Source organism: Anaerorhabdus sp. (assembly GCF_036657415.1).
Classification (GTDB): domain Bacteria; phylum Bacillota_I; class Bacilli_A; order Erysipelotrichales; family Erysipelotrichaceae; genus Anaerorhabdus.
Genome location: NZ_JAVXGL010000029.1, coordinates 1 through 25092 on the forward strand (window position 1 = coordinate 1; position 25092 = coordinate 25092).

Consider the following 25092-nt stretch of genomic DNA (forward strand, 5'->3'; position numbering starts at 1 on the left):
CCCACTAATACTGCTACTTCACTAAAATCAATTTTGTAAAATGGTGGTGCAATAAACGCAATTGGAAAATCGAAATACATGAGTATAAATGCAATCACTGATAAAATTGCAATACTCGCCATGGTTTTTGTGGTTAATACTTTTCTTGTTGTCATAATTTATCCTCCTCAATGACCTAATAAAAAAAGGTTTCACAAAACCTTAGGACCTTCAACAAAAGAAAAAAACATTCTTTCATCCAGACTTTACTGTCGCCACTGGAATCTAACCAGTTCCTGCCATTTCGGCTCGCGGGGTATACCGCCGGTCGGGAATCTAACCCTGCCCTGAAGTTTTATCATACTTATTTTAATAGATTGTGAACGTTTTGTCTACCGCAAATAAGAAAAAGTGGATGGTCACCCATCCACTCTTATCACTATTCAGCTATGTAGTCAGCTGCTGTTTGACCTGCAATACGACCAAATACAATAATATCAGCTACAGCGTTACCACCTAAACGGTTACCACCATGGACACCACCAGTTACTTCACCAGCTGCAAATAATCCAGGGATTACATTTCCATCTGCATTAATCACTTCTGTTTTTTCATTGATTTCTACGCCACCCATAGTATGGTGAACACCTGGAGCAATTTTTACTGCATAATAAGGTGCTGTACTTAAATCATACTTAACAGTCGCAAGATCATCACGACCAAAATCTTTATCTGTTCCAGCTTTAACCATTGCAACCCAGTTATCAATTGTAGCTGTTAATGTAGCTTCATCAATTTCCATTGCTTTGGCAAGATCAGCGATTGTAGCTCCTTCAATCATATAACCTTTATTTACATATCCTTGAATAACATTTGAATCATCAAACATTTTTTGGTCAACAATTAACCAAGCAGAGTTACCTTCTTCAGCAATGATATTTGCACTAACAACATCACGTGTTAATACTTCATTTGTGAAGCGTTCACCTTTATTGTTTACAAGAATAGCACCATCTCCACGTAAACTTTCAGTAATTAAAGCTCCGTTTGATTGTACTACCGTTGGATGTATTTGAATTTCTTGCATATCTACAAGATTTGCTCCAACTGCTTCAGCCATTTTTATACCATCACCAGTAATAGTAGATGCATTTGTAGTTACATAACCAGCTAATTCAGGTTTATATGATTCAACCATTGCTAAGTTACCACCAAAACCACCTGTTGCTAAAATTACAGCTTTTGCATTAATTGTATAATTTGCATCGGCAGAAGTCGCTTTAACACCAACAGCTTTGCCATCTTGCATTATAATTTCTGTTGCTTCTGTTTCTGTATAGAATGTTACATTTTGATCCTTTGCTGCTTGTTCAAAAATAGGAACTAAATAACTTCCAACAGAAAGAATTTTTCCACTTTCATCTACTGGACGATGAGAACGATTAACACTTGCTCCACCAGCTTTTCCTACATCACTTAAGTGAGCTCCAATAGAATCTAAGAAATCGATTGCATCTGATGAATTTTCAGCCATTGTTTTTACAAGAACTGGATTATTTTTTTCATAACCACCCTTCATTGTATCTTCAATGAATAATTCTACACTGTCTTCGATTCCAGCTTCTTTTTGATACTTAGTTTCTGCTGCATTCATACCACCAGTTGCGCGAGATGTGTTTCCCCCTACAATTGGTGCTTTTTCAATAATAATAACTGTTTTACCAGCTTGAGCGGCAGTAATAGCTGCAGTCATACCTGCACCACCTGCTCCAATAACAACCACATCAGCTTCAAGTGTTTCTTCTTTCTTGTCGCTTGTTCCAGCTGTACTAGCTTTAATATCTGTTACTTTTAATCCCGCTGCTTCAATCGCATTTGTTACCGCTAATAAAAACGCATCTGAAGTAATTGTTGCAGTCGTAACTGCGTCAACATCTACACTTTGATTGCTGATTACTTTTTCAATCATAATTGGTAGTGCTACTTCCCCAATATCAGCAGATTCAGCAGAATCTACGATAGTAATGGCTTCAATTGCCTTGTCACTAGTAATAGTAACTTCAACTTTAATCGTTGATGAAAACCCTTTAGCATCCCCACTGAATGTTCCGCCTTTGAATTCAGACTTTGCACACCCAGTCATCATGCCCATTGCTAACAATGCTGTTAGTAAAATTCTTGTGATTTTTTTCATTATATCCTCCTAGACACTTTTTCTATTATAGTGATGTAGAACCCATTGTCAACAATTTCACGAAATAAAATGAAAATTTTTTCACAAAAATAAAAGCGAAGTTTCCTTCGCTTATGCTCTACCTGAATATTTTCCGTCTGAAGTAGAAATTAACACCATTTCATCTTGTTCAATAAATAATGGCACTTTAATTTCCAAACCTGTTTCAACAACTGCATTCTTAGAAGCAGATGTAGCAGTATCACCCTTAACAGCTGGTTCACATTCAACAATTTTTAATTCAACTTTATCTGGTAAAATTACTCCTAAAATTTCTCCGCCTTCATATGTTGAAATCGTTACATTATCATTTGGTTTAAGAAATTTCATTTCCCATTCAAGTTTATCTTTATTGATTTCAATTTGATCATATGTAGATGTATCCATAAATACTAATGCATCTCCACTATCATACAAATATTGCATTTCTTTCTTTTCAATATGAGCTTGTTCAACTTTATCTCCACCTGTGAAAGATACTTCATTGATAACCCCTGTTCTTAAATTTCTTACCTTTAATTTAACAATCATTTGGCGCATTGCAGTTTTATTATGTGCAATATCTAATACAACGAAAATATTACCTTCATTTTCAAAAGTTGTTCCTGGTTTTAAATCGTTTACAATAATCATTTTGTTCACACTCCTACCATTCCATTTTAAAGAAAAAGCCATATTTGTCAACGTTTATTACCTGTATCGTCAACTTTTAACCGAATAATCAATGATTTCTCTATGGTCATTTATATTGATAAGTATTTCACTTAATCCTTCTTCTGCTACTTTCACTTGAATTAAATCAGCATTTAGAGTTGTACTAAAAGTAACATTTTCTAAACTATATTCACCACCAATCTCTTTATTATTTTTGAGTTCACACTGAATGAAGTCTATAATTTCAACTTGCATATCCATTGTTTTATAAACTTCTCTAATATTTATAAGTGTTTTTATACGTAGCTGAAATTGATGTTCTATCGCTATCAATATTGAAACTGTTATTAACAAATACCCAAAATAAAATGTACTTAAAAATCCTTTCTTAGTCATTGATAAGTACCCGCTTCATCCACTTATTTCCCCTTAAATAATTAAAATAATATAAATTGTTTTCATTACTAAAATAACCATCTTCAACATCTGTAATGAAGATTTGTGTACCTGGTTGTAAATATAAATGTTTATTTTTACAGACAACTCTTATTTCTTCATCATAAAGTGTTCCTGATAATCCATCACTTGTGATTGATATATTATCCGCAAGTAACAAAATCTGTCTCAATTGATAAAGAGCAATTTCATCTTGGGCATTTTGATTAAAATATTCATGATTAATTAATAACCGTATTGATGTATATACAATAGGCAACAACATACAACTAATGAGTAATGCCATTAAGAATTCAATTGTGGTTCCACCTCTTCGATACATTCTATCTCACACCTCTTTCGTGTACTATAAATATGATTCATTTGATCTTCATTTATTTCTACAAAATTTCGATATGAATCATTATTTTTAAATTCCAACATTTTCACACTAAAAATGCAAAGCGTAATTAATAAAGTAATAGCTACACATACACAACAATCCAACAAAATGAATCCATCTTTATTTAAATTCAATTCGCCCTCCCGCTAAATTGCTTACAATTTCTTTACCATCTTCAAAACGAATTGTTTGAGCTTGTCTAATATTTCCTCTTTCATTGAACTGAATTGCATACGTATAGAAAGCTTCACCATCAAATTCAAAAATTTCGCTCTTTCCTTCACGAATACATTCTGATTGTTTCATAATATACTCATTGGAAAAATCATAGATTGTAAAATTTGGTAATTTATAAAAAGGGAGTACGAGGGTCGTACATACACTTATTATTGCAATTACAATAAGTAAATCTACAAGTGTAAATCCTCTATTGTAAGATTGCTTGACCATCGGATATACCTACTTGCTGTGTTGGCGAACACTGAATCTGTTCTTCATTCATTAAGCCTGCATTTATTAAATCACTGACATCATTTGGATATTCATCATAATCTAATCGGAATTGAAGAATCGCAGAATCTACTACTATAAGCATTGCATTGCAACCCTTTTTTTCAACGATTCCCATCACCTTTTGAATATTCGGTACCGCTAATAAAAATAGTATCGACAAAACACTCACTACAATAATCATTTCTAATAATGTAAATCCTTTTTTCATCTTTTCCTTTCTATAGTTTAGACATTAATGTTAAAGGTAAAATTAACACTTGATAAACTACAATAATTATTATTCCAATACTACAATAACTCATTACCTGAAATACTTTTGTTATTCTTTTTATTCGTTTCTTCATTTGTTCTTGATTCGTTTCAATATAGCCTACTAATAATTCCTCCATTGATGATGAAAGCATAGCTAAACGCATGAATCTAGTTAATGTCTCATCAATTGTAATTTGTGTTAATGCGTCATCAAATGCATCTCCAGAATTTAATCCTTTTTGAATTGATTCACTAATGAATTGTAAAATTGGATAGTCTTTGATTTTTGATAAAAGTGCCAAAGTCTCTTTAGTTTTACATCCACAATGACTGCATTGAACATAGAAAATCGCAAACAGATTACTTTGATATTGTTTTAATAGATTTTTTTTCAACCATTTATTTAAAATTAAATACGCTTTAATCATTGTTTTCTTATAGACAAATAAACAAATCAAACACATTGTTATGCAAATAATCACGAATATAAGAAGACATATTATTTTCATTATTATTTCAACTATCATCAATGACATACTTGTCATTGAGAAACCTCTCATGAGTGACAATAAAACTGGAAAGCAAAAGAAAGTAAACACCACTACTCCACACCAAGTTCCAATGAATAACGCAAGTGGATATATTAATTCTTTAATTGTATCTTTTTTAAATTTAGCTTGGCTTTTTTCCAATGATACTGCTAGTTGCAAACTATCTGCAAATGGAAGAAATGCAAGAAATGATCCTAATGTTCTACTATATCGCTTTGGACATATCGTTAAAAAGAATTCTTCAATACTCTTCCCTTTTTGAAGATGTTCGATAATATAATCAACACAATATTGATTACGGCTATTCTTTATTAATAAAATTGCATTTTGAAATGTAAAACCTGATTTAAGCAAAATACAAATACACTCACAATCTTCAGCTTTCATCAAAATCTTGTTTGGCTTCTTTGATTGAGATTTCGCCACGTCGAATTGCTTCTTGGAGTGTGGTTTGAAGATTTTTCGTACTTTCACATTTTCCAGTTTCAAGATAATTAACTATCTCCTTTCTCTGCATAATTTCATATAGACAAATTTTCCCACTATTATTTAATGAATTATAAAGTCTTTGATTACTTATACCGCGTAACACATCTTTCAACTGGTGTTTAGAAACCCCCAATTCAATCAATCTTTCAATCGCAAGATAGCTATGTCCTGCATGAATTGTTGTTAAAACTAAATGTCCAGTAAGAGCACAACGTATTGCCATTTTCGCAGCTTCCTCATCACGTATTTCGCCTATCATAATAATATCCGGTGCATGACGAAGTAATTGTTTAATTCCCTCGCTGTACCCAAGTGCTTGTTTTTCATTGATTTGTAATTGCACATACTTCTGGTTATATACCTCAATTGGATCCTCCAATGTATATATTTTCTTATTCTTAATTTGATTTAGAATTGTATACAATGTTGTTGTTTTTCCAGAACCTGTTGGTCCACTAAAAATAAATAATCCATTCCGTTGATTTTCAATATTTTTAAAATAACTTACAATTTCACTTTGATTACTCAAATCTTGAATTTGCAATCTTGATACTGCATTTAATATCCTTAACACTCCGCTAGTAATACGCAAACTATGCATGACTGCAAAACGGAGCGCTATCTTTTCACCCTGTATGTTAATATCAAATCTACCAGTTTGTGGCATTAAAGTATTTCCTAAATCCAAATTTGCTCGAAACTGTAAATATCTAAAAAATCTCAAATCATCCTCTTGGGGTTTGAATCTAACTAGTTTATCTTTCGCTTTTAGTTCTATTAAAATATCTGAATCTGTGATTGAAAAATGGATATCATTTGATTGATAATGTAATGCTAATTGAACATATTCTATTAACCTCTTTTCCATAAAGAACTCCTTAGTAATTAATAGACATAAAATCTCAAAACTCCTAAAAAAAAGACGAAATTTCTTTCGCCTACAAATATGGATTCATTTTTAACTCATGGTCAATTGTTGATAACTCACCATGACCTGGATATACTATTAACTCTGGATTCATTGTTTGAATTAATCTTAAACTTTGCTTCATCTTAGCCATATTTCCACCATATAAATCCGTTCTACCTATTCCTTCATAAAATAATACATCACCTGTAAATAAATGATTTTTATATTGAATTAATGTACAGCCTTCAGTATGACCTGGTGCAAATATTATTTCAAATTCAAAAGTACCAATTTTCATTTTTCCTTCATGAAAATGATGTACCTTTGATGACACAGTTGCGGTAAATCCAGATGCAGTATTAATTGATGAATCTCTTAACAATTCTTCATCACCTGCATGAATATAAACTGGACAATTATAATACTTAACTAAATCGTCCACTGCACCGATATGATCAAAATGACCATGCGTTAACAAAATTGCATCCACAACTTCATCTTCACCTATCTCAGCACAAATGCGTTCTGCCTTTTTCCCTGGATCTATAATACAAACATGTCCATTATCTTTTAGGATATAACAATTAGTTTGATATATTCCTACAATTACTTGACTTATCTTTTCCATAATTTAATTTATAAAAAAAACCTCTCAAAAAGGTTTTTCTTATTTTTTCTCCTTGTGTAACGTCTTTTTTCTACAAACTGGGCAATATTTTTGAATTTCCATTTTTTCAGTTTGCTTACGTTTGTTACGAGTGCCAATATAGTTTTCTTCACCACATTCAGAGCACTTGAAAGTTATATTTTCTCTTGGCATGATAATCCTCCTAATAATGCTTTACAAGTATAGCATATCTAAATAAAAATGCCAAGACTTTCCAAGAAAACACTTATAATGATTGAATTATGCTATAATTATTAACGAATGAGAGGTGTTTTTTTTAATGAAACGTACAGAAACACGTGTTCTTCACGTTGGAAACCTACAAATGGGTGGACAAAACAAATGTTTATTACAATCAATGACAAATACTAAAACTAAAGATATTCCTGCAACAATTAAACAAATCAATGATTTACAAACAGCTGGCTGTGAAATTGTAAGATTAGCTATCCTTGATGAAGAAGATGCTTATGCAATAAAAGAAATCAAAGAAAATACAAATATTCCTTTAGTTGCAGATATTCACTTTAACTATCGTCTTGCAATCATCGCAATTGAACAAGGCATTGATAAAATACGTATTAATCCTGGTAACATCGGTTCAAAAGAAAATGTCGAGAAAGTTGTCAATAAGTGTAAAGAACGACATATTCCTATTCGTATTGGAATCAATAGTGGTTCTTTAGAAAAAGAAATTTTAGAAAAATATGGTAAACCCTGCCCTGAGGCAATGATAGAAAGTGCTAAAAAGCATGTTGAAATTCTCGAAGAATTAGAATTTTACGATATCTGTTTATCATTTAAGTCAAGTAATGTTCCATTGACCATTGATACTTATCGCTTAGCTTCTGAAACTTTCCCTTATCCTCTTCATCTTGGTGTTACTGAAGCGGGTTCATTCAAGTTATCTTCTATTAAATCAAGTGCTGCACTAGGTGCCTTACTTCATGATGGTATCGGTGATACGATTCGTATCTCAGTAAGTAGTGATCCTGTTCATGAACTATTCATAGGCAAGCAATTATTACGTGCATTTAATTTGATTGAGAATGTCCCAAATCTAATTTCATGTCCAACATGTGGACGAATTCAATATAACATGATTCCAATAGTTGAAGAAATTGAGACCTTTCTTACTTCTATTAACGCTGATATTGAAGTCGCAATTATGGGTTGCCCTGTAAATGGACCTCAAGAAGCCTCACGTGCTGATATTGGTGTAGCAGGTGGTAAAGATAGCGCCATCTTATTCAAGCATGGCCAAATTATCAAGACAGTTCCACAAGACCAATTAGTTGAAACTCTTAAAGAAGAAATCTTAAAAATGACAAAGGAGTAATAAAGTATGATTGATAGCCAGTACAAACTAATAGTTTCAGATATGGATGGGACACTATTAAATGAATTCAGTCAGCTTGCTGATGAAACTGTTGAAACAATAATATACCTTCAACAACAAGGTATTCGCTTCGCAATATGCACTGGTAGACCCATTTTCAGTTGTGCTAAATTCATTGAAAAACTCGAATTAGAAAAATACAATGGTTTCTTTATTGGCCAAAATGGTCAATACATTAAATCATTTGAAACTGGTGAGATAATCGAAAAAGAAAAACTCAAACAAGATGATTACCACAAGATATGTACTCTTGCACAAAGCTACGGTGTTCTTACTGAATTTTTCTATGAAACGCATGCCTATATTCTTTTTCCTAATAAACACAAATTTGTTTCTGCTTTGTTTTGTGGAGCCTATAGTTTTAAATCATTAATATCACAAAGCAAGCGATATAAAATGAAATATCTTACTAAGCTTATTGATATGCCAGACTTACCAAAATTATGTTTCCTTGGTAAACCAAATACATTGAAAAAGTTTGCTCAAGCATTACTTGATTTACAAGAATACGATACTTTCTTAGTTAATGCTGCTTGGTTAGAAGTTGTTAAAATTGGTATTAGTAAAGGATCAGCACTTTATGATTTAGAAAGATTAACCGGTATTTCAATTAATGATATGATTGCTTTCGGCGATGGTGAAAATGACTTATCCATGTTAGAAATTGCTGGATTAAGTTGTGCAATGAAAAATGCTATGCCTAATCCAAAAAAAGTTGCAAAATGTGTAATTGATTCTAATATTAATAATGGCGTTGCAAATAAACTAAAAGAAATATACAAACTTTAAAATAGTACAATTAAAATAAACCCCGTAAGATAGACACTCATTTACAAAGTGATTATCTCGCGGGGTTTTATTATATCTTTAATAATTTTCTTAATTAGATGAATTCTTCTTGAATTTTCTACATCCTACAAATAATACGATACCTAAAATAAACACGAAAATAGAAATGAATTGTGAAGTTGATAATGCACCAACTGAACCTCGAATTAAATCACCTCTAAAGAACTCTATTATGAAACGCCCAACACTATATAAAATTAAATATAGTGCTGCAACTTCACCATTAGCTTTCTTTCTTTTCGCAAAGAATAGTAATACAAAAAATAACAGTAAATCAAAAGCACTTGAAAATAATTGTGTTGGTATCACTGAAACACCTGCTGGCGCTAAAGAATTTGCAGGAAATATAACACCTATTGGACTAGTTGTTACACTGCCATAACAGCATCCTGCAAAAAAACAACCTAATCTTCCTATTGATTGTGCAAGTGCAACTGATGGAATAATTAAATCAAAATATGCTAAGAAGTTAATCTTTCTTCTTCGGCAAAATAAATAGCCTCCCAATATTCCACCAAGGATGCCACCATAAACAACATATCCATTCATAAAATCTAATAAAATAACTGGATGAGCAATCACTTGATCGATTATTGTAATCCAATATAGAATTTTGGATCCTAGAAAACCAAAACCAAATAACCATAATGCTAAATCATCAAGAACATCTACATCCATACCCAAATTCTTGCCACGCTTACGTACGATAATATAGCCAAGTCCTACACCTATTGCTATTAAGAAACCATATGTGTAGATCGTAATTCCACCAAATGTGAATAACTCGTTATACATTTTTAACCACCCTCTCAATGTAATAGCTATAATATATTTTCTTTATGATCTAAAGTCAATAAAACTATTCTTAACTTTTTCTAAAGATTTTAAAAAGCCAGTATTCACTGGCTTATTTTTTTAACAACGCTATTTCTTCTTTGTAAGGTGGTTTATCATCAATCCATGGAGTTTCTAAAATTTTAATCTTATCTTCAAGTAATGGGTGATGAGCGATTGTATATAATATTTCAAAGCCTATTTCTCCACTACCTAAATTTGCATGACGATCTTTTTTAGCACCTTGAATATTCTTTGAGTCATTTAAGTGAATTACATGCAAACGATCTAATCCAATAATTTCATCAAACTCTTTAAGTATTACATCAAATTCTAACAAACTATATCCTGCATCATGAATATGACAAGTATCTAAGCATACACCAAATTTCTTTGGATAATTCATTTGCGAAAGAATTGTTTGTAGTTGAGTAAACTCAAAACCAACTTCACTTCCTTTGCCTGCCATAGTTTCTAGACAAATAATAATTTTATCTTCTTCTCGTACAACTTCATTAAGACCTTTAACGATTGATGCAATTCCTTCTTCAAGAGTTGCACTCACAAAAGAGCCAGGATGAAGTACAAGATATGTCGCACCAATTTCTTGGACACGATCAATCTCTTGGCGTAAGAATGATGTCGCAAGCTCATACGTCTCTGGTTTCACTGTATTCGCAAGATTTATAATATACGGTGCATGAACAATCATTCTTTCTAATGGTATCCCATTGGTATCCATTAATTTTTTGGCTTCTTCTGCTTTTAATAAGCTAACACTTTTACGAATCGTATTCTGCGGTACTCCCGTATAAACCATCAATGCGTTTGCATCATAACTTAAAGCTTCTTTAACTGAACCTAATAAATAATCAGGAGCACTCATTGATACATGTGAGCCTATTATCATTCTATAATCCCTTTTGTCTTTAAGCGTTGTTCAGTTTTATATCTTTCTTTTCTTTGTGCCTTAATTTCATTTTTGATTTTATCACGACGTTCTTTTTGTTTGATTTTTTGTACCATCGCAGCTTTTTTCTTTTTGTACCCTGGTTTAACTTTTTCGTTTTTACGTGTTAATACTTTCGCTATTTCTTTCTCATGTAAATCATTTTTCGCAAGAGCTTTTTGACCATAAGGCTTTAATTCTTGCCAAACACCGTTTTTAAAATTGCGATGTTCAAATTGAACTCCACGTTCTTTAAAAATACGAATAGCTTTATCATCAGATTCTTTATACAAAGCAAAGCATGTTCCTTCTTTTCCAGCTCGTCCTGTTCTTCCTGAACGATGTGTATAAAAATCTAGTTCACTTGGAAACCCAAGTGACACAACATGAGTAATACCTTCGACATCCAACCCACGTGCTGCAATATCTGTCGCAACAACATACGATTGTTCCAAATTTTCTAATTGCTTCATTGCTTGTTTTCTTTGACGTGCTTGTAAACCACCGTGTATTTCTACAATAGATTTTCCACTTTGTCTAAGCATTGTCGCAACTTCACTCGCCTCTTCACGAGTGTTCGCAAATATCAAACACACATACGGCATAAATCCTGGTAAAATTGATAATAATGTTTCACCATAGCTCCTATGCTTACATGGAATAAGAATATGCTTAATTCTTGGACTAAATGCATTCTCATCTTTCATTTGAATAATTTGTGGCGCATTCATATATTTCTTTAGGAATGGTTTTAATGCTTCTGGAATAGTTGCACTAAATGCCATCATCTGTAACGAATCTTTCATTCTTCCACAAATCGCATCGACATCATCCAAAAAGCCATATTCTAGAGTCATATCTGCTTCATCCACTACATAGATTGATGCAGTGTCAACGCGTAATACAGACTGCTCTAAAAATAAATCTTTTATTCTTCCTGGTGTTCCAATTACTATATGTGGTTGTTGTTTGATTGAATCAGCCATCTTTATACGTTCAATCCCACCTGTTACTAATTTAATACGTATTTGCGGATCAACTTCACTCATCATTTTTGCATTCTTAAAAATTTGCATCGCTAATTCACGAGTAGGTGCTGTTATAACTGCTTGAACAATTTGCTGAGAAGAATCCACTTTTTCCATCAGTGGAATCAAAAAAGCATGTGTCTTTCCAGTACCAGTATCAGATACAGCTAAAATATCTTTTCCTTTTAAAGCCATAGGAATAACAGCATTTTGAATTGGAGTTGGTTCCACAAAGCCATTTAAGGCTATGAATTGTTTTGTTTTTTCACTTAGTTTAAAATCTTGATATGTTTTCATAGAATCATCCTTCCATGTGTATTATACTAGTTTTAAAGCTAGAAAGGAAATAAAAAGAATGGAAATTATCCCTGTAATCCCTCGTGGATACTGTAAAGGAGTTGTGCGTGCAATTAACCTTGCAAAGGAAACTGCACAAAAATATCCAAATACACCAATTACTATGCTTGGTATGATTGTCCATAATCAATATGTTGTGGAAGCATGTGAGAAACTCGGCATACACTGTATAGAAGAAAAAGGAAAAACACGTCTTGAACTTCTAGATAAAATAAATGATGGTATCGTAATCTTCACAGCTCATGGAGTAAGTGAGGAAGTAATAAAAAAAGCTCAACAAAAAGGATTAATCACAATTGATGCATCTTGTGATGATGTAACTAAAACACAAAGCATTGTTAAAGACTATTTAGAAAATAACTATGACGTTCTTTATATTGGTAAAAAAAATCATCCTGAGGCTGAAGCAGTAGTCGCAATTTCACCCCATGTACATTTCATAGAAACAGAACAAGATTTAGACAACTTACCTTCATTCAATAAAGTAATGATAACGAATCAAACAACAATGAGTATCTTTGAAATATATAAAATATTAGAGGCTTGTAAGCAAAAATATGCTGATGTCGAAATTTTAGATGAAATATGTAATGCAACACGTATTCGTCAAGAAGCAATTATGAAATTAGAAAATATTGATTGTTTACTTGTAGTTGGTGATCCAAAATCAAACAATAGTAATAAATTAAAGGAAATTGCCCTTGAAAGAAATATTCCTTCGGTATATCTTCTAGAAACTGCAAAAGATATTGAAGAAGAATGGATAAAAGATAAAAATAGGATTGCAGTTACAAGTGGTGCAAGCACACCTACATACCTCACTAATCAAGTCATTAAGATGTTACAACATTATGCAGAAACAACGGAGTTAATAAAACCGGAAATAGATATTAATCAACTCTTGGACTAAAAAAAGACACATAGTGTCTTTTTTATTTTCATCACATACTATTTATTTAATAAGTTCTACTGCCTTAACAGTTCTACCTCTTCATCTGTACAGTAACGCCAATCTCCCTCTTCAAGACGATCATCTAAAGTCAAAGGACCAATTGTTAATCTTTTTAAGTAAGTTACTTCTGAATCACATGCAATCATCATGCGTTTAATTTGATGGTATTTACCTTCTGATATTGTTAATTCTAATCGATGATCATCGATTATGTTTACCTTCGCTGGTTTACATAATTCATCGCCATCTATTGTAATTCCATCTTCCAATAACCGAATATGTTCAATTGTTAAAGGAGTTGAAATCTCTACATAGTATTTTTTATCAACATGTTTTTTTGGCGATAAAAGACTATGCGAAAGTTTTCCATCATTCGTAATTAAACATAATCCAACTGTATCAATATCTAATCGACCTACTGGGAATAATCCTTTTGTAACATCGCCAATACAATCAAGTACAGTAGTATGCATTTGATCTTCGGTTGCACTAATTACATCCTTTGGTTTATTCAACATAATATAAACAAATTCTTGATAGCGTACTTCTATACCTTGAACAACTAAAACATCATTTATTTCATCAAATTTCATGTCTTCTTTATTACAGATAACACCATTAATTGTTACTTCTTTAGCTCGTATTATCTTTTTTACATCTTTTCTTGTTCCATAGCCTAAATGGCATAAACATTTATCCAAACGAATCATGATGCTTTTCCTCGACGAACTACTTTTTTTATTACCCCTGTTAAAGTTATTCCTAAAATCGCTTTAGGCAACCCTAAACAAGAAGTCGCAAAATAATAAGTACCCAATCCTACAATTCCATATATTCCTAAATAAACTGTTGCAAGTAATCTACCTTGGCTTTCTACATCAAGCCCTAACCATTGCAGAATTACAAACGATCCATTCATCGCTAACAATCCTAAGCATATTCTAAAGAAACGTTTAAATGTTCTACCATAATGAACATGATATTTATTTTGAATTAATTGAAGATTTAAGAAGATTACAACAACAGAAGTCAATATACTTGAAGTAAGTGCTCCTGAGTATCCAAACATATTAATTAGTACAAAAAATGAAACTAACTTAACTATGAATCCAATAAATAAATAGAATATACTTTGCCTTCTTAAACGAAGTGTCATCATCATTGAACTACATATTGGAGATAATGTTCCAGTAATTGATATTGCACTACTCCATCGTAATACTTCTGTACCAATCGCTAAATTATCTGTACCATACATAACATAATAAATTGGACCTGCTAATGCAAGTAAACAAATGAATAGTGGCATTCCAATATATAATACTGTATCTAAACAATCTAAAACGTTTTTTTGTAACTCTCGCCAGTTTTTATTTTCAAGCGATATTGTAAGATATGGTACAATTCCTGCGCCAAAACCAATAGCTAATACTTGGGGAATTGATGTCAATTTATTACAATTTGTTTGCATAATTCCTAATACATCCGTAAAGTAATTGTAAGTTTGTGGTGTTGCTTTTACAGCTGACATAAAAAACATATTATTTACAATACTCATACTATTACCCAATACTGATGCAAGTAAATATGGTAATCCAAATAACAATAATTCTTTGAATAATTCTTTTGCAGGTACTGATGGTTCCTTTTGATATCGTGCAGCACGATTCAAATCACCAATATTTTTTTGATCAAACTTATAGTAATATAAAATCGCAATTATTGCAGCAAGTGATGTTGCAAGTACAGCCATATAAATTGAATAAATACTATCCAGCTTTAATACATAAACACAGAATGCACCTAATCCTAGGAGTGTTCCAACACGCGTAACTTGTTCAATTACTTGTGACACTGCATAAACCTTTAATTCCTTTAAGCCTTGATAAAAGCCTCTAAAAACGCTTAGAAATGGTACTAGTACAATTGCAACTGTTAAGATGATAAAACATGTTTGCAATATTTTAATATCTTCGATTGGCGCTTGTGGACCTAAACTTGCTTTTGCTAAAGGTGATGATAATAATCCAAATACAATTGCGACTGTAAATCCTGATGCTAACATTAATGACATTGACAATTTACGCACGAGCATTACTGTTTTAAAATCATTCTTGTTAGCATATCGAGCTACAAGTGCCGCAATAGCAAACGGAAATCCCGCTGTACAAATGTTAAGCAATAATTCGTAATACGTATATGCTTGACTATAGAAAACCATGTTACTTGATGTCGCCATGGCACTGAAAGGAACAATATAAAATAAGCCAATTGCTTTAGAAATAAAAATTCCAACTGAACTGGTAAGCGCACCCGCCATGAAAGATTGTTTTTGTCTTTGTGTCATTTTCTAACCCTCCACTACTGTTCACTAGGTGCAGTACAAGTAATATCAAAATATTCTTTTTCTTGTTTTTTACCTTTTTCATCTGTCCAAGATATCATTATTTTAAGATTTATCTCAGAATTTACTGAATCGCCGCTTAAAACAAGCCCTTTTACAAAACCTTCTTGCATTGATACTTGTGAAGGAATTAAATTATAAACTTCACCATCTAAAATTCCAATTGATGGAGCCATAATTGTTTCACTATCACTTCCTACTTCAAGTGCAATCATTTTGACATTGTACATACTTGTTGATGCATTATCAACTATTACATAATAACGATAGGTATCATCAGGTAAATGTGTAACTTCAGTACTAATATCAAAATAAGTACCTGCTTCACTTGTTGCCGTACTTTGTAATAAAGTTTGATAAATCGATTTATATTCATCTAATTTCTTAGAATCAATTTCATTAGTATTTTTGCTTTGACAACCAGATAAGAATAATGTCAAAATGAGAATTCGAATTAAAATACGCATGGATCCACCTCTTGGTTATTTTACCACAATTCACATTAAAAGCATAATATAAAAGTGCTGGTTCCCCAGCACTAGAATTCACACGTAAAGTAGTTTTTCTTACCCTTCTTGATAATTGTAAACTCTTCATTAAAAGCATCTTTTTTAACTAAAACTGACTCTAAATCAGTCTTTTTCACGCCATTTACTTGAATTGAACCAGCTTGAATAAGTTCACGTGCTTCACGTTTACTTTGGCATATTTTACATTCTACAAGCGCATCAATCAAAAGCATTCCATCTTGAACTTTGAATTTAGGAACATCTGCAAGTCCTTGTTTAAGTTCATCCGCTGTCAAATCACGAATATCACCTTTAAACAATGTATCCGTAATTTTCAATGCAGATGTCAATCCATCCGCTCCATGTACTAACTCTGTAAGTTCGGCAGCTAATGATTTTTGAGCTTCGCGTAGATGTGCAGCTTCTTGCATTGATTTTTCTAATGCCATAATTTCTTCAGGTGTTTTTAAAGACAAACGTTTAAGATAATCAATAATATCTGTATCCGCAGTATTCACCCAAAATTGATAGAATTCAAATGCATTTGTTTTTGTTGGATCAAGCCAAATATTTTTTCCTTCACTCTTACCAAACTTAGAGCCATCTGATTTTGTAATTAAAGGTGAAGTAATTCCAAATACCTTTGCCTTATCACCACAAATCTTACGAATTAAATCAGTTCCTGATACTAGGTTTCCCCATTGATCAGAACCACCAATTTGTAGTTCACAATTATGTTCAGTATATAATTTTAACCAGTCAATTGCTTGAAGAATAGTATAAGTAAATTCTGTAAATGAAATACCTGTTTGTAATCTAGATGCAATTGTATCCTTCGCAAGCATATAGCTCACATTGAAATGTTTTCCATAATCTCTCAACACTTCAAGTAATGATAGTTTTCCTAACCAATCATAGTTATTTAATAGTATTGCCTTACCACTTTCAAAATCAATAAAATGTGCTAACTGTTTCTTTAAACATTCTACATTGTAATCAAGTTCCTCAACAGTTAATAATTTTCTCTCAGTTGTTGGACGTGGATCACCAATCATTCCTGTTCCACCACCGCATAATGCAATTGGACGATGACCCGCATTTTGATAACGACGTAATAGCATAATTTGTTGAAGATGCCCTACATGTAATGAATCTGCTGTTGGATCAAAACCACAGTATGCTGTTACTGGTTCTTTTAACTTTTCTTCAAGCCCTGGTAAATCTGTACAGTCTTTTACTAGACCACGCCACTTCAATTCTTCTAAAAAATTCATGATTTCTCCTCCTAAATAAAAAAAACGTCCTCTATATAAAGGACGTGTTATAAACCGCGGTACCACCTTAATTCATAATACAACTATCTGCATTATGCTCTCAAACTCTTAACGTGAGTAACGTCTTATCTTTTCAATAAGAAGCTCAAAGGTGTATTTCTTATTTCTTGTAAGTTCTTTACATCAACCAGAACCTTTCTATATACAAAGATAATAAGCTCTTTTCTTTTCATCGCCTATGTGACAATTATAGTCATTCTATTTTATCTTGTCAATTATTTGTGATAATCATACTTGCTTTTACTCTAACAACAAAATAAAGATGACTTTTATAAGTCATCTTTATTAATTACTTTGTAGATTGACGTGGTGTAAATAGATAACTTAATTCAATTTCACTTTCATCAATTTCATCATTTTGAAGCATCTTAGTCATTACACGCATAGATACCATTCCTAAATCATAGGATGGAATTGCGAATGATGAAATTTGTGGACGAACCATTGAATTATATTTTGTATCAATGACACACACTACTTCCATTTCATCTGGAATAGTAAGACCATTTTCTTTAGCTGCATTGCATACTGCCATTGCTTGAGAATCACGGTTAGCAACAATTAAATCATGCTTATGATCTTTTAAATAATCTTTTAAGAAATCATAGGATGTACGATAATTATCAGGTATAACCAAATAATTATTGAATTCCATTCCTTTTTCCTTATAAGCTTTGGTAACACCTTTTACCATTTGATCCATAGCATATTTATTTTTTCTATCCTCTATGATTGCAATATCTTTTTTACCACCTTCAAGATATTTCATAGATAATTCATAAACGGCTTTCTCAATATCAACATAAACAGAACAAATACTCTTACCAGACATTTTATTTCCAATAATTACAATTGGAATATTGTACTTAGAAAGTGTATCCATTTCATCCTTTAATAATTTGTCATTATAGATAACAACACCATCAACATGTGATTTAATTATTGTTTCAATAATATCACTAATATCTGTTACACCTTCAGTTGTTGTATGTAACATAATATTGTAATTATACATACCTGCAACAGCGATAACACCATTAATAATTTGACCAGTATAAGTGAAACTAGCTTCCGGAATAACTAATCCAATCGTCGTAGTTTTTTGTAATGCTAGTCCTTGTGCTATAGCATTGGGTTTATATCCTAATTTTTCAATAGCTGCTTCTACTTTGTCACGCGTTGGACCTTTAACTACATCAGATCCATTAATTACACGTGATACCGTTGCTAATGAAACACCAGCATCCTTTGCAACATCATAAATCGTTACTCTTTTCATCGCTACTTCCTTTCTCTTCAACAGGTTCCTCTTTTTTAGGCTCAGGACGTAACCAATCTTTAATTTTATCCGCAGCTTTTTCTGCGATATCAATTGTTACATCTTTTGCTTTTTCTATTTTTTCAGTAACCTCTGGTGAAGTCATAAAATTGTTCACTACTTTAACAGCTTTATCAGTTTCATCACTGACAAAAGTTACAGCTTTATGAACATTTTCATTCTCCATTACTTTATCAAAACCTTCATTTATCTTTTGACCAATTTGGTCAGCAGATTCTTTAACATTTCCAATTGTTTCTTTAAGTTTATCACTATTTTTTATTTCTTGTATCGCAACACAAGCTTCGTCATAAGTTCTTAAAGCACCATCTTTAACATTACGAAGTGTTTCTTTTACCTTTTCATTATTTTGGATATCATCTAGAGCTTCTTTACATTGCTCCAAAGCATGGTTAAGTGCCTTTAATGTTTTAGAGCGAATTGTTTCAATCTTTTCTCTAGAGTTTTTATCCATATTAAAAGGAATTACAAAGTTAGAACTACTTTTACTTTGTTGCTCATCGCCAGATTTTTCAATCTCGTCGATTTTGCTTTTTAACTCATCGACTGTCTTTTCAATTGAATCCACTGTATTCATTTCCTTTTCCATAAAATACCTCCTAGAAGTTTACGTTATCTTCTTCGTTTACGAAAGGATCTTCTTGATTCGTAGGTTTTTTGTTCATTTTGTCATTGAAATAATTTTTAGCAACAACAATATTCTCTGCAATATACTCTCCTGCCTGTTTAACAGCTGCATAACCAGCATCGTGAACTTCGTCTACTGTATGACTTAACTTAACTGCTGTATCAAGCGGTTTTTGCACTTTTTCAATGCTCATGTCTATTAGTTTAATAGTTTCATCCAAATTCTTAACTGAGTTATCAATAGTTCCTATTAATTTAGTTATCTTAACTATTAAAACGCAAAGAAAAATCAGCACAATAACCCCTATAATGGGAAGCAACTGAACTGACAAATTTTGCGCTGCTTCAATAAATTGATTCATAAAATTTCCACCTCTCGACTATATTATAACAAGAATGAAACTTTTTTCAAGAATTTTGATAGCGCTTTACAATATTTGCTAAATCATAAATATCCTTACTTGACATGAAGAGATATACAGCTGGTTCTTCTTTTGCTAATATCTTAGCTCCTTCTTCATCTTCAGTAAGTATTTTAGATCCAGGTATTTTTTCTTGAAGATAATGAATATCGATATCAATACCATCTTCTTTATCATCAATACTGGTGAAATCACATAGATAAACTTCATCTGATTTTTTCAATGCGTTTGCAAATTGATCCGCAAAATGAAAAACTCTTGAAACACGATGCGGCTTAAAAATTGATATCAATTTTTTATCTGGATAACGTTTTCTTGCTGCATCAATTGTAATAGATACTTCCGTTGGATGATGAGCATAATCATCAATAAATATGTTATTCCCAACTTCTTCAACAACAAAGCGTCTTTTTACACCCCTGAAAGTCTTCAAACCCTTTTCTATTTGCTCACACGATAATCCTTCTAGAATCCCAATTCCAATTACCGCAAGAGAATTCCATAATAAATGTCTACCCACAAAAGGCAGATCAAAATGGTACATAAATTCACCTAAGAAATATACATCGAATTCCATATGCTTTGTACTTTCGATAATATTTACAGCTCTTAAATCATTATTTTCATTTTCTCCATACCAATAGTGTTGACAATGAAGTTCGCATTTTCTCGCTTCTTCATCATCACCAAAAATCATCAAAGCTTTCTTGACGTTATTTGAAAATTCTTCATAGGCATGACGATAATCATCTTCAGTTTTGAAGTAATCCACATGATCAATTTCAACATTTGTTATAATTGCATAATCAGGTTTATATGCTAAAAAATGACGACGATATTCACACGATTCAACGCATAAATATTGACTGTCTGGATGAATCACACCTGTTCCATCTCCAATTAAAAAACCAGTTGGAAATGCATTATCCATCATAGCAGCTAACATTCCAGTAGTCGTGGTTTTACCATGACTGCCTGCCACACTTATTGATTTATAGTGCGACATTAATAACCCTAGATATTCATGGTAGCGATAACAAGTTATGGTTGAATTTTGACGTGCAGCTACAACTTCTTCAAAATCTTCCTTAAACGCATTACCAATAATAACAGTCATTCCATCCTTTATATTATCCTTATTAAATTCATCTATACGAATGTTTCTTGCAATTAAAGGTTCCTCAGTAAAAAAATGTTTAGCTAAATCACTACCTGAAACTTCTTCACCTAAATCATGTAGAATACATGCTAGTGCTGCCATCCCTGTCCCTTTAATTCCAATAAAATAAATCATATGATTACTCCTATTCACCGTCTTCATCAAATAAACTCATATTACGGTTATTGATGACTTTTTTATCTGAATAAACTTCTTCTGTTTCTTCTTGATAAGCTACAATTTCATCAAATGTTGGTTGCTCAACATTTTTCTTTTTACCTGAAATGGCAGCCGTACGTGCTAAGATATCATCTAATGTTAAATTAATCATATCTCTTTCTGCTTTGATTTCACTTTCAGTAGCTTTTACATTTTTTGTATTTACTGGTGCTACAGTTGGTTCAGCATCTTTATCCATACCATACATTGGTGAAATAATTGTACCAATATGACTATCTCCTACTTTTTTCATAGGTGAAGTTGGAATAACCGCATTCGCATCTTTTTCATCCACACCAAAAATTGGACTAATTACTGGTGAAAATTCATAACCCGAAGACATTGCTGCCTTTTTCTTATTTGGTGTTACAACTGTTTCACGAGTTTGGCGTACTGGAGTTGCTTTTGCGGCAATTAAATCATCAACATCCATGCTTATTTTTTTAGCCTCTGGTTTTGGTTCTTCCTTCACAACGTGTTTATTAGTAGGAATTGATAAGCCATCAGATTCTTCATAGACACGAATTGGTGTTGGTTGCTCAACTACTCTTTGTTTTTCAACGCGTTGAACAGGTTGTTGTTGAATCGGTTGAGATTGTTGAACATGTTTCTTTTCCTCACGCTTTAAAGGTAGCGGTGTTGATACAGGTTCATCAATTATCTCTTCTTCTATTACTTCTTCATCTTCAAATAATAATCCCATTAGTTTCTTCATAATTTATTCTCCTTGCTTTGCTTAGCTAGTTTATTTTATCCAATATCATCTGATGCATAATTCTCATCGCCATTTGCTGGAGTTTCTGGTGTTGGCGTTGGTGTAGGAACTCTATTGCCAATATCATCAGTTGCAAAATCATCTCCTACATTTCCAGAATTTCCATTTTCATTACTTGTACCTGTTTTATCAGAAATCATTTCATCAACACGTCCATTTTCAGGAACTGCCACTTCAAATAAATTCAAAGCTTGTTTCTTGTATTGAACAGCTTCCTTTGATGAATAAGCTGCAACAATTTCCTCTTTATTTATTTGTACAGTTTTAGCTATTTTCAACATATCACTAACGATTGCTACAACTTCATCTTCATTACCTACTGCATAAAAGTCCATAAACTGGGTTGATAATAAAACCATTGTTAGCGATTCATATTGATATACTTCACAAACATAGTCATAGATATTTAATAAAATATCTTCATATTGACCTTCGAGTGAAAAAAGCAAATTTTCAGACGTAGCAATATCATTCATAGTTAATGCGTCTGCATAATATTTCTCATTGATAATTTTAGATACATTCAAATTCATTACAAATCGAACACCATTTTTAACGAAAACATTACTTGATGGACTTGAAGAAATTTTACCTATACTTGGTTCAATATAATAAGAATAAAAATCTTTTCTATTATCTCCATCAATTGCTTGCATTTGATTAGCACGTTCAAGTGAAGCTTTCATTTGTTCCATTAATGGTTGAGTGGATTGAGTACATCCAACTAGACAAAAGGCAATAAGGTATACCAAAATTCGTTTCATTGTGTTCCTCCTACTCTACACTATAGTTTAACACAAAAACTTCTTTTTTTACTATACTTTGAGTGCAAAAACAGCACGATAGATTGGTTGTCCTAACGCCATAAATTTTGCTTCATATTCACTTATTGCATCTTCTGGATGATCAACTCTTCTAAAATCAACACTCACTTCTTCTAAAATCCAGCCATTTTGGCTAAATTCTGCAAGTGAAAACTCAAAAAGTCCTTGATTATCTGTCTTCATTATAATTTGTCCTTCACTTGTTAATAAGTTCCTATATTTTTCTAAGAATTTACCATGTGAAAGTCTTCTTTTTCTATAACCTGCTTTGGGCCATGGATCAGAAAAATTTAAATGGATTACATCAATTTCATTAGGTGCAAACCATGAATCAATATTTTCAGCATCCAAGGCAATCATAAGCATGTTTGAATTACCCAAATCAATTGCTTTTTTAGCTGCAACCGCTGCTACATTTCTATCTTTTTCTATTCCTATCCATCCAACTGTTGAATCCATAGAAGACATTTGGATAAAATAGTCGCCTTTACCACATCCTATTTCAACATGTAGTTTTTCGCAATTCAGTATTTTTTTCCATTGTCCTTGATTATTTTGTGGCTCTTGTATTACAAAATGATTATTTTCATTAAGAAATGGCTCTGCCCAAGTTTTTTTTCTCATTCTCATATCAAAAATTCTCCTTGATTTGAAAAACCCCATACGGGGTTTTAATTAGTCTTTCTTTTTAAATACTCTTCTTTCTCCACCTTCAGAATTTCTTCTTTTATCAAAGGCTTCTTTTTTAGCTTTTTGAGCTTCGTCCCAACCTTCAGGTTTTTCTAATAAATCACGTGCTGATACATTAACACGTCCCTTATCATCAATTTCAGTAACTACAACTTTAACAATATCACCAAGTTTTAGTACATCTTCTGGTTTTTCAACACGATCATATGAAATCTTTGATACATGTAATAAACCATCAGTTCCTGGGAATAATTCAACAAACGCACCAAATTTTTCAATACGTGTTACTTTTCCTTCATAGATTTCGCCAACTTTAGCGTCACGGATAATATTTTCAATCATCGCTTGTGCCTTGTTAAGCATTTCTCTATCAAAGTGGTAAATGACGCAACGTCCATCATCTTCAATATCAACTTTAACATCATTACATTCTGCAATAATTTGATTAATCATCTTACCACCAGTACCAATTACATCACGAATCTTATCTGTAGGAATTGTCATTGATACAAGTTTTGGTGCATATTTAGATACATCTTCTCTAGGAGCACTAATTGCAGTCATCATATTTTCCATGATTTGTAAACGTCCAACACGTGCTTGTTCAAGTGCTTCTTCTAAAATTTGACGGTTAATTCCATCAATTTTAATATCCATTTGTAACGCAGTAATACCTTCAGTAGTACCTGCTACCTTGAAATCCATATCTCCATAATGATCTTCCATTCCTTGAATATCTGTAAGGATTGAATAATGATCACCAAATGTAATTAACCCCATTGCAACCCCTGCAACTGGTGCCTTAATAGGAACACCTGCAGCCATTAATGACATTGATCCAGCACAGATACTAGCTTGTGAACTTGAACCATTAGATTCAAGAACTTCTGCGACTGTACGAATTGCATATGGAAATTCTTCAACTGTTGGAAGTACTTGTGCTAAAGCCTTTTCTCCTAAAGCACCATGTCCAATTTCACGACGGCCTGGATTACCCATACGACCTGTTTCCCCTACTGAGTAAGGAGGGAAATTGTAGTGATGCATAAAACGTTTTTCTTCAACTTCTGTCAAATCATCGATGATTTGATTATCACCTAAAGCACCTAAAGTCGTAACAGACAATACTTGTGTTTCTCCACGAGTAAATAATGCTGATCCATGAACTCTTGGAAGTAAATCTATTTGACTGTTTAATGGACGAACTTCATCAAGTTGACGACCATCTGGACGAATCTTTTCAACTGAGATTAAACGACGAACTTCATTTGCAACAATTTCTGTACAATATTATTTTGCTTGTTTAACTGTATTTTCTTTTTCTTTATCTGATGCA

28 protein-coding genes, 1 pseudogene, 1 riboswitch and 1 other annotated feature are annotated in these 25092 nt (G+C 32.3%); of the genes and pseudogenes, 3 read left to right on the top strand and 26 right to left on the bottom strand.

Annotated elements, in window-relative coordinates; genetic code table 11:
• Window positions 1–222: 222 nt before the first annotated feature.
• Window positions 223–338: riboswitch (FMN riboswitch) on the bottom strand.
• 80 nt (window positions 339–418) lie between these two features.
• From RSB60_RS05735 to rpmG, 11 genes are all read right to left on the bottom strand, one after another.
• Complete coding sequence (locus RSB60_RS05735; RefSeq protein ID WP_323380577.1) at window positions 419–2173, bottom strand: flavocytochrome c; 1755 nt, start codon at window positions 2171–2173, stop codon at window positions 419–421.
• 111 nt (window positions 2174–2284) lie between these two features.
• Window positions 2285–2845, bottom strand: coding sequence for an elongation factor P (gene efp, locus RSB60_RS05740; protein ID WP_323380578.1), 561 nt, complete (start codon window positions 2843–2845; stop codon window positions 2285–2287).
• 69 nt (window positions 2846–2914) lie between these two features.
• A complete protein-coding gene (locus RSB60_RS05745; protein ID WP_323380579.1) occupies window positions 2915–3262 on the bottom strand; it encodes a hypothetical protein in 348 nt (115 codons plus the stop codon).
• Window positions 3255–3644, bottom strand: a complete 390-nt coding sequence (locus tag RSB60_RS05750; RefSeq protein ID WP_323380580.1) for a hypothetical protein — start codon at window positions 3642–3644, stop codon at window positions 3255–3257. The genes RSB60_RS05745 and RSB60_RS05750 overlap by 8 nt, the downstream gene beginning before the upstream one ends.
• Window positions 3608–3838: a hypothetical protein gene (locus RSB60_RS05755; RefSeq protein WP_332615085.1), complete on the bottom strand. Its 231-nt coding sequence runs from the start codon at window positions 3836–3838 to the stop codon at window positions 3608–3610. The genes RSB60_RS05750 and RSB60_RS05755 overlap by 37 nt, the downstream gene beginning before the upstream one ends.
• On the bottom strand, window positions 3825–4154 hold the full coding sequence (locus RSB60_RS05760) for a prepilin-type N-terminal cleavage/methylation domain-containing protein (protein WP_332615087.1): 330 nt from the start codon (window positions 4152–4154) through the stop codon (window positions 3825–3827). Before RSB60_RS05760 ends, RSB60_RS05755 begins: the two co-directional genes overlap by 14 nt.
• Window positions 4132–4425 carry a competence type IV pilus major pilin ComGC gene (locus tag RSB60_RS05765; protein ID WP_332615089.1) on the bottom strand — a complete coding sequence of 98 codons (294 nt, stop codon included), beginning with the start codon at window positions 4423–4425 and terminating at the stop codon, window positions 4132–4134. The genes RSB60_RS05760 and RSB60_RS05765 overlap by 23 nt, the downstream gene beginning before the upstream one ends.
• A 10-nt stretch (window positions 4426–4435) precedes the next feature.
• The gene (locus RSB60_RS05770; protein ID WP_332615091.1) at window positions 4436–5446 is read right to left on the bottom strand and encodes a type II secretion system F family protein; all 1011 of its coding nucleotides are present in this window, start codon (window positions 5444–5446) and stop codon (window positions 4436–4438) included.
• On the bottom strand, window positions 5397–6377 hold the full coding sequence (locus tag RSB60_RS05775) for an ATPase, T2SS/T4P/T4SS family (protein ID WP_332615093.1): 981 nt from the start codon (window positions 6375–6377) through the stop codon (window positions 5397–5399). The genes RSB60_RS05770 and RSB60_RS05775 overlap by 50 nt, the downstream gene beginning before the upstream one ends.
• A 70-nt stretch (window positions 6378–6447) precedes the next feature.
• Window positions 6448–7047 carry an MBL fold metallo-hydrolase gene (locus RSB60_RS05780; protein WP_332615095.1) on the bottom strand — a complete coding sequence of 200 codons (600 nt, stop codon included), beginning with the start codon at window positions 7045–7047 and terminating at the stop codon, window positions 6448–6450.
• 39 nt (window positions 7048–7086) lie between these two features.
• Complete coding sequence (gene rpmG, locus RSB60_RS05785) at window positions 7087–7239, bottom strand: 50S ribosomal protein L33 (protein WP_323380587.1); 153 nt, start codon at window positions 7237–7239, stop codon at window positions 7087–7089.
• A 127-nt stretch (window positions 7240–7366) separates the two neighbouring features.
• On the opposite strand from rpmG, the gene ispG reads away from it, so the two are divergent.
• Window positions 7367–8425 carry a flavodoxin-dependent (E)-4-hydroxy-3-methylbut-2-enyl-diphosphate synthase gene (gene ispG / locus RSB60_RS05790; RefSeq protein ID WP_323380588.1) on the top strand — a complete coding sequence of 353 codons (1059 nt, stop codon included), beginning with the start codon at window positions 7367–7369 and terminating at the stop codon, window positions 8423–8425.
• Window positions 8426–8431: 6 nt separating this feature from the next.
• Window positions 8432–9274 (top strand): Cof-type HAD-IIB family hydrolase, encoded by an 843-nt coding sequence (locus tag RSB60_RS05795; protein WP_323380589.1) that lies wholly within the window; start codon window positions 8432–8434, stop codon window positions 9272–9274.
• Between the two features lie 90 nt (window positions 9275–9364).
• Here RSB60_RS05795 and lgt read toward each other — a convergent pair whose 3' ends face one another.
• The 3 genes from lgt to RSB60_RS05810 all read right to left on the bottom strand — a co-directional run bounded on the left by lgt (window position 9365) and on the right by RSB60_RS05810 (window position 12442).
• Window positions 9365–10129, bottom strand: coding sequence for a prolipoprotein diacylglyceryl transferase (gene lgt, locus RSB60_RS05800; protein ID WP_332615098.1), 765 nt, complete (start codon window positions 10127–10129; stop codon window positions 9365–9367).
• A gap of 112 nt (window positions 10130–10241) precedes the next feature.
• Window positions 10242–11078, bottom strand: a complete 837-nt coding sequence (locus tag RSB60_RS05805) for a deoxyribonuclease IV (RefSeq protein ID WP_332615100.1) — start codon at window positions 11076–11078, stop codon at window positions 10242–10244.
• Entirely contained in the window at window positions 11075–12442 is a 1368-nt protein-coding gene (locus RSB60_RS05810) for a DEAD/DEAH box helicase (RefSeq protein WP_332615101.1), read from the bottom strand. The genes RSB60_RS05805 and RSB60_RS05810 overlap by 4 nt, the downstream gene beginning before the upstream one ends.
• A 58-nt stretch (window positions 12443–12500) precedes the next feature.
• Here RSB60_RS05810 and RSB60_RS05815 point away from each other — a divergent pair, with 58 nt between their 5' ends.
• Window positions 12501–13412, top strand: a complete 912-nt coding sequence (locus tag RSB60_RS05815; protein ID WP_332516430.1) for a 4-hydroxy-3-methylbut-2-enyl diphosphate reductase — start codon at window positions 12501–12503, stop codon at window positions 13410–13412.
• 56 nt (window positions 13413–13468) lie between these two features.
• On the opposite strand, the gene RSB60_RS05820 is transcribed toward RSB60_RS05815, so the two are convergent.
• The 12 genes and pseudogenes from RSB60_RS05820 to pnp form a co-directional block, all read right to left on the bottom strand.
• Entirely contained in the window at window positions 13469–14164 is a 696-nt protein-coding gene (locus tag RSB60_RS05820) for a pseudouridine synthase (protein WP_323380594.1), read from the bottom strand.
• Entirely contained in the window at window positions 14161–15801 is a 1641-nt protein-coding gene (locus RSB60_RS05825) for an oligosaccharide flippase family protein (RefSeq protein WP_332615104.1), read from the bottom strand. Before RSB60_RS05825 ends, RSB60_RS05820 begins: the two co-directional genes overlap by 4 nt.
• A 14-nt stretch (window positions 15802–15815) precedes the next feature.
• Entirely contained in the window at window positions 15816–16325 is a 510-nt protein-coding gene (locus RSB60_RS05830; protein WP_332615106.1) for a hypothetical protein, read from the bottom strand.
• A 71-nt stretch (window positions 16326–16396) separates the two neighbouring features.
• Window positions 16397–17641 (bottom strand): tyrosine--tRNA ligase, encoded by a 1245-nt coding sequence (gene tyrS, locus RSB60_RS05835; protein ID WP_332615108.1) that lies wholly within the window; start codon window positions 17639–17641, stop codon window positions 16397–16399.
• Window positions 17642–17676: 35 nt separating this feature from the next.
• Window positions 17677–17883, bottom strand: a binding site (T-box leader).
• Between the two features lie 107 nt (window positions 17884–17990).
• On the bottom strand, window positions 17991–18980 hold the full coding sequence (locus RSB60_RS05840) for a LacI family DNA-binding transcriptional regulator (RefSeq protein ID WP_323380598.1): 990 nt from the start codon (window positions 18978–18980) through the stop codon (window positions 17991–17993).
• Window positions 18958–19629, bottom strand: a complete 672-nt coding sequence (locus RSB60_RS05845) for a hypothetical protein (RefSeq protein WP_323380599.1) — start codon at window positions 19627–19629, stop codon at window positions 18958–18960. The genes RSB60_RS05840 and RSB60_RS05845 overlap by 23 nt, the downstream gene beginning before the upstream one ends.
• 10 nt (window positions 19630–19639) lie before the next feature.
• Complete coding sequence (locus RSB60_RS05850; RefSeq protein ID WP_323380600.1) at window positions 19640–20029, bottom strand: hypothetical protein; 390 nt, start codon at window positions 20027–20029, stop codon at window positions 19640–19642.
• A gap of 46 nt (window positions 20030–20075) precedes the next feature.
• The gene (gene murC, locus RSB60_RS05855; RefSeq protein ID WP_332615111.1) at window positions 20076–21383 is read right to left on the bottom strand and encodes a UDP-N-acetylmuramate--L-alanine ligase; all 1308 of its coding nucleotides are present in this window, start codon (window positions 21381–21383) and stop codon (window positions 20076–20078) included.
• A gap of 10 nt (window positions 21384–21393) precedes the next feature.
• Entirely contained in the window at window positions 21394–22182 is a 789-nt protein-coding gene (locus tag RSB60_RS05860; protein WP_332615113.1) for a hypothetical protein, read from the bottom strand.
• A 35-nt stretch (window positions 22183–22217) separates the two neighbouring features.
• Entirely contained in the window at window positions 22218–23006 is a 789-nt protein-coding gene (locus RSB60_RS05865) for a hypothetical protein (protein WP_332615115.1), read from the bottom strand.
• Window positions 23007–23057: 51 nt separating this feature from the next.
• Window positions 23058–23696, bottom strand: coding sequence for a tRNA (guanosine(46)-N7)-methyltransferase TrmB (gene trmB / locus RSB60_RS05870; RefSeq protein ID WP_332615117.1), 639 nt, complete (start codon window positions 23694–23696; stop codon window positions 23058–23060).
• A 45-nt stretch (window positions 23697–23741) separates the two neighbouring features.
• Window positions 23742–25092 (bottom strand): annotated as a pseudogene (gene pnp, locus RSB60_RS05875) (polyribonucleotide nucleotidyltransferase); the annotation flags it as partial.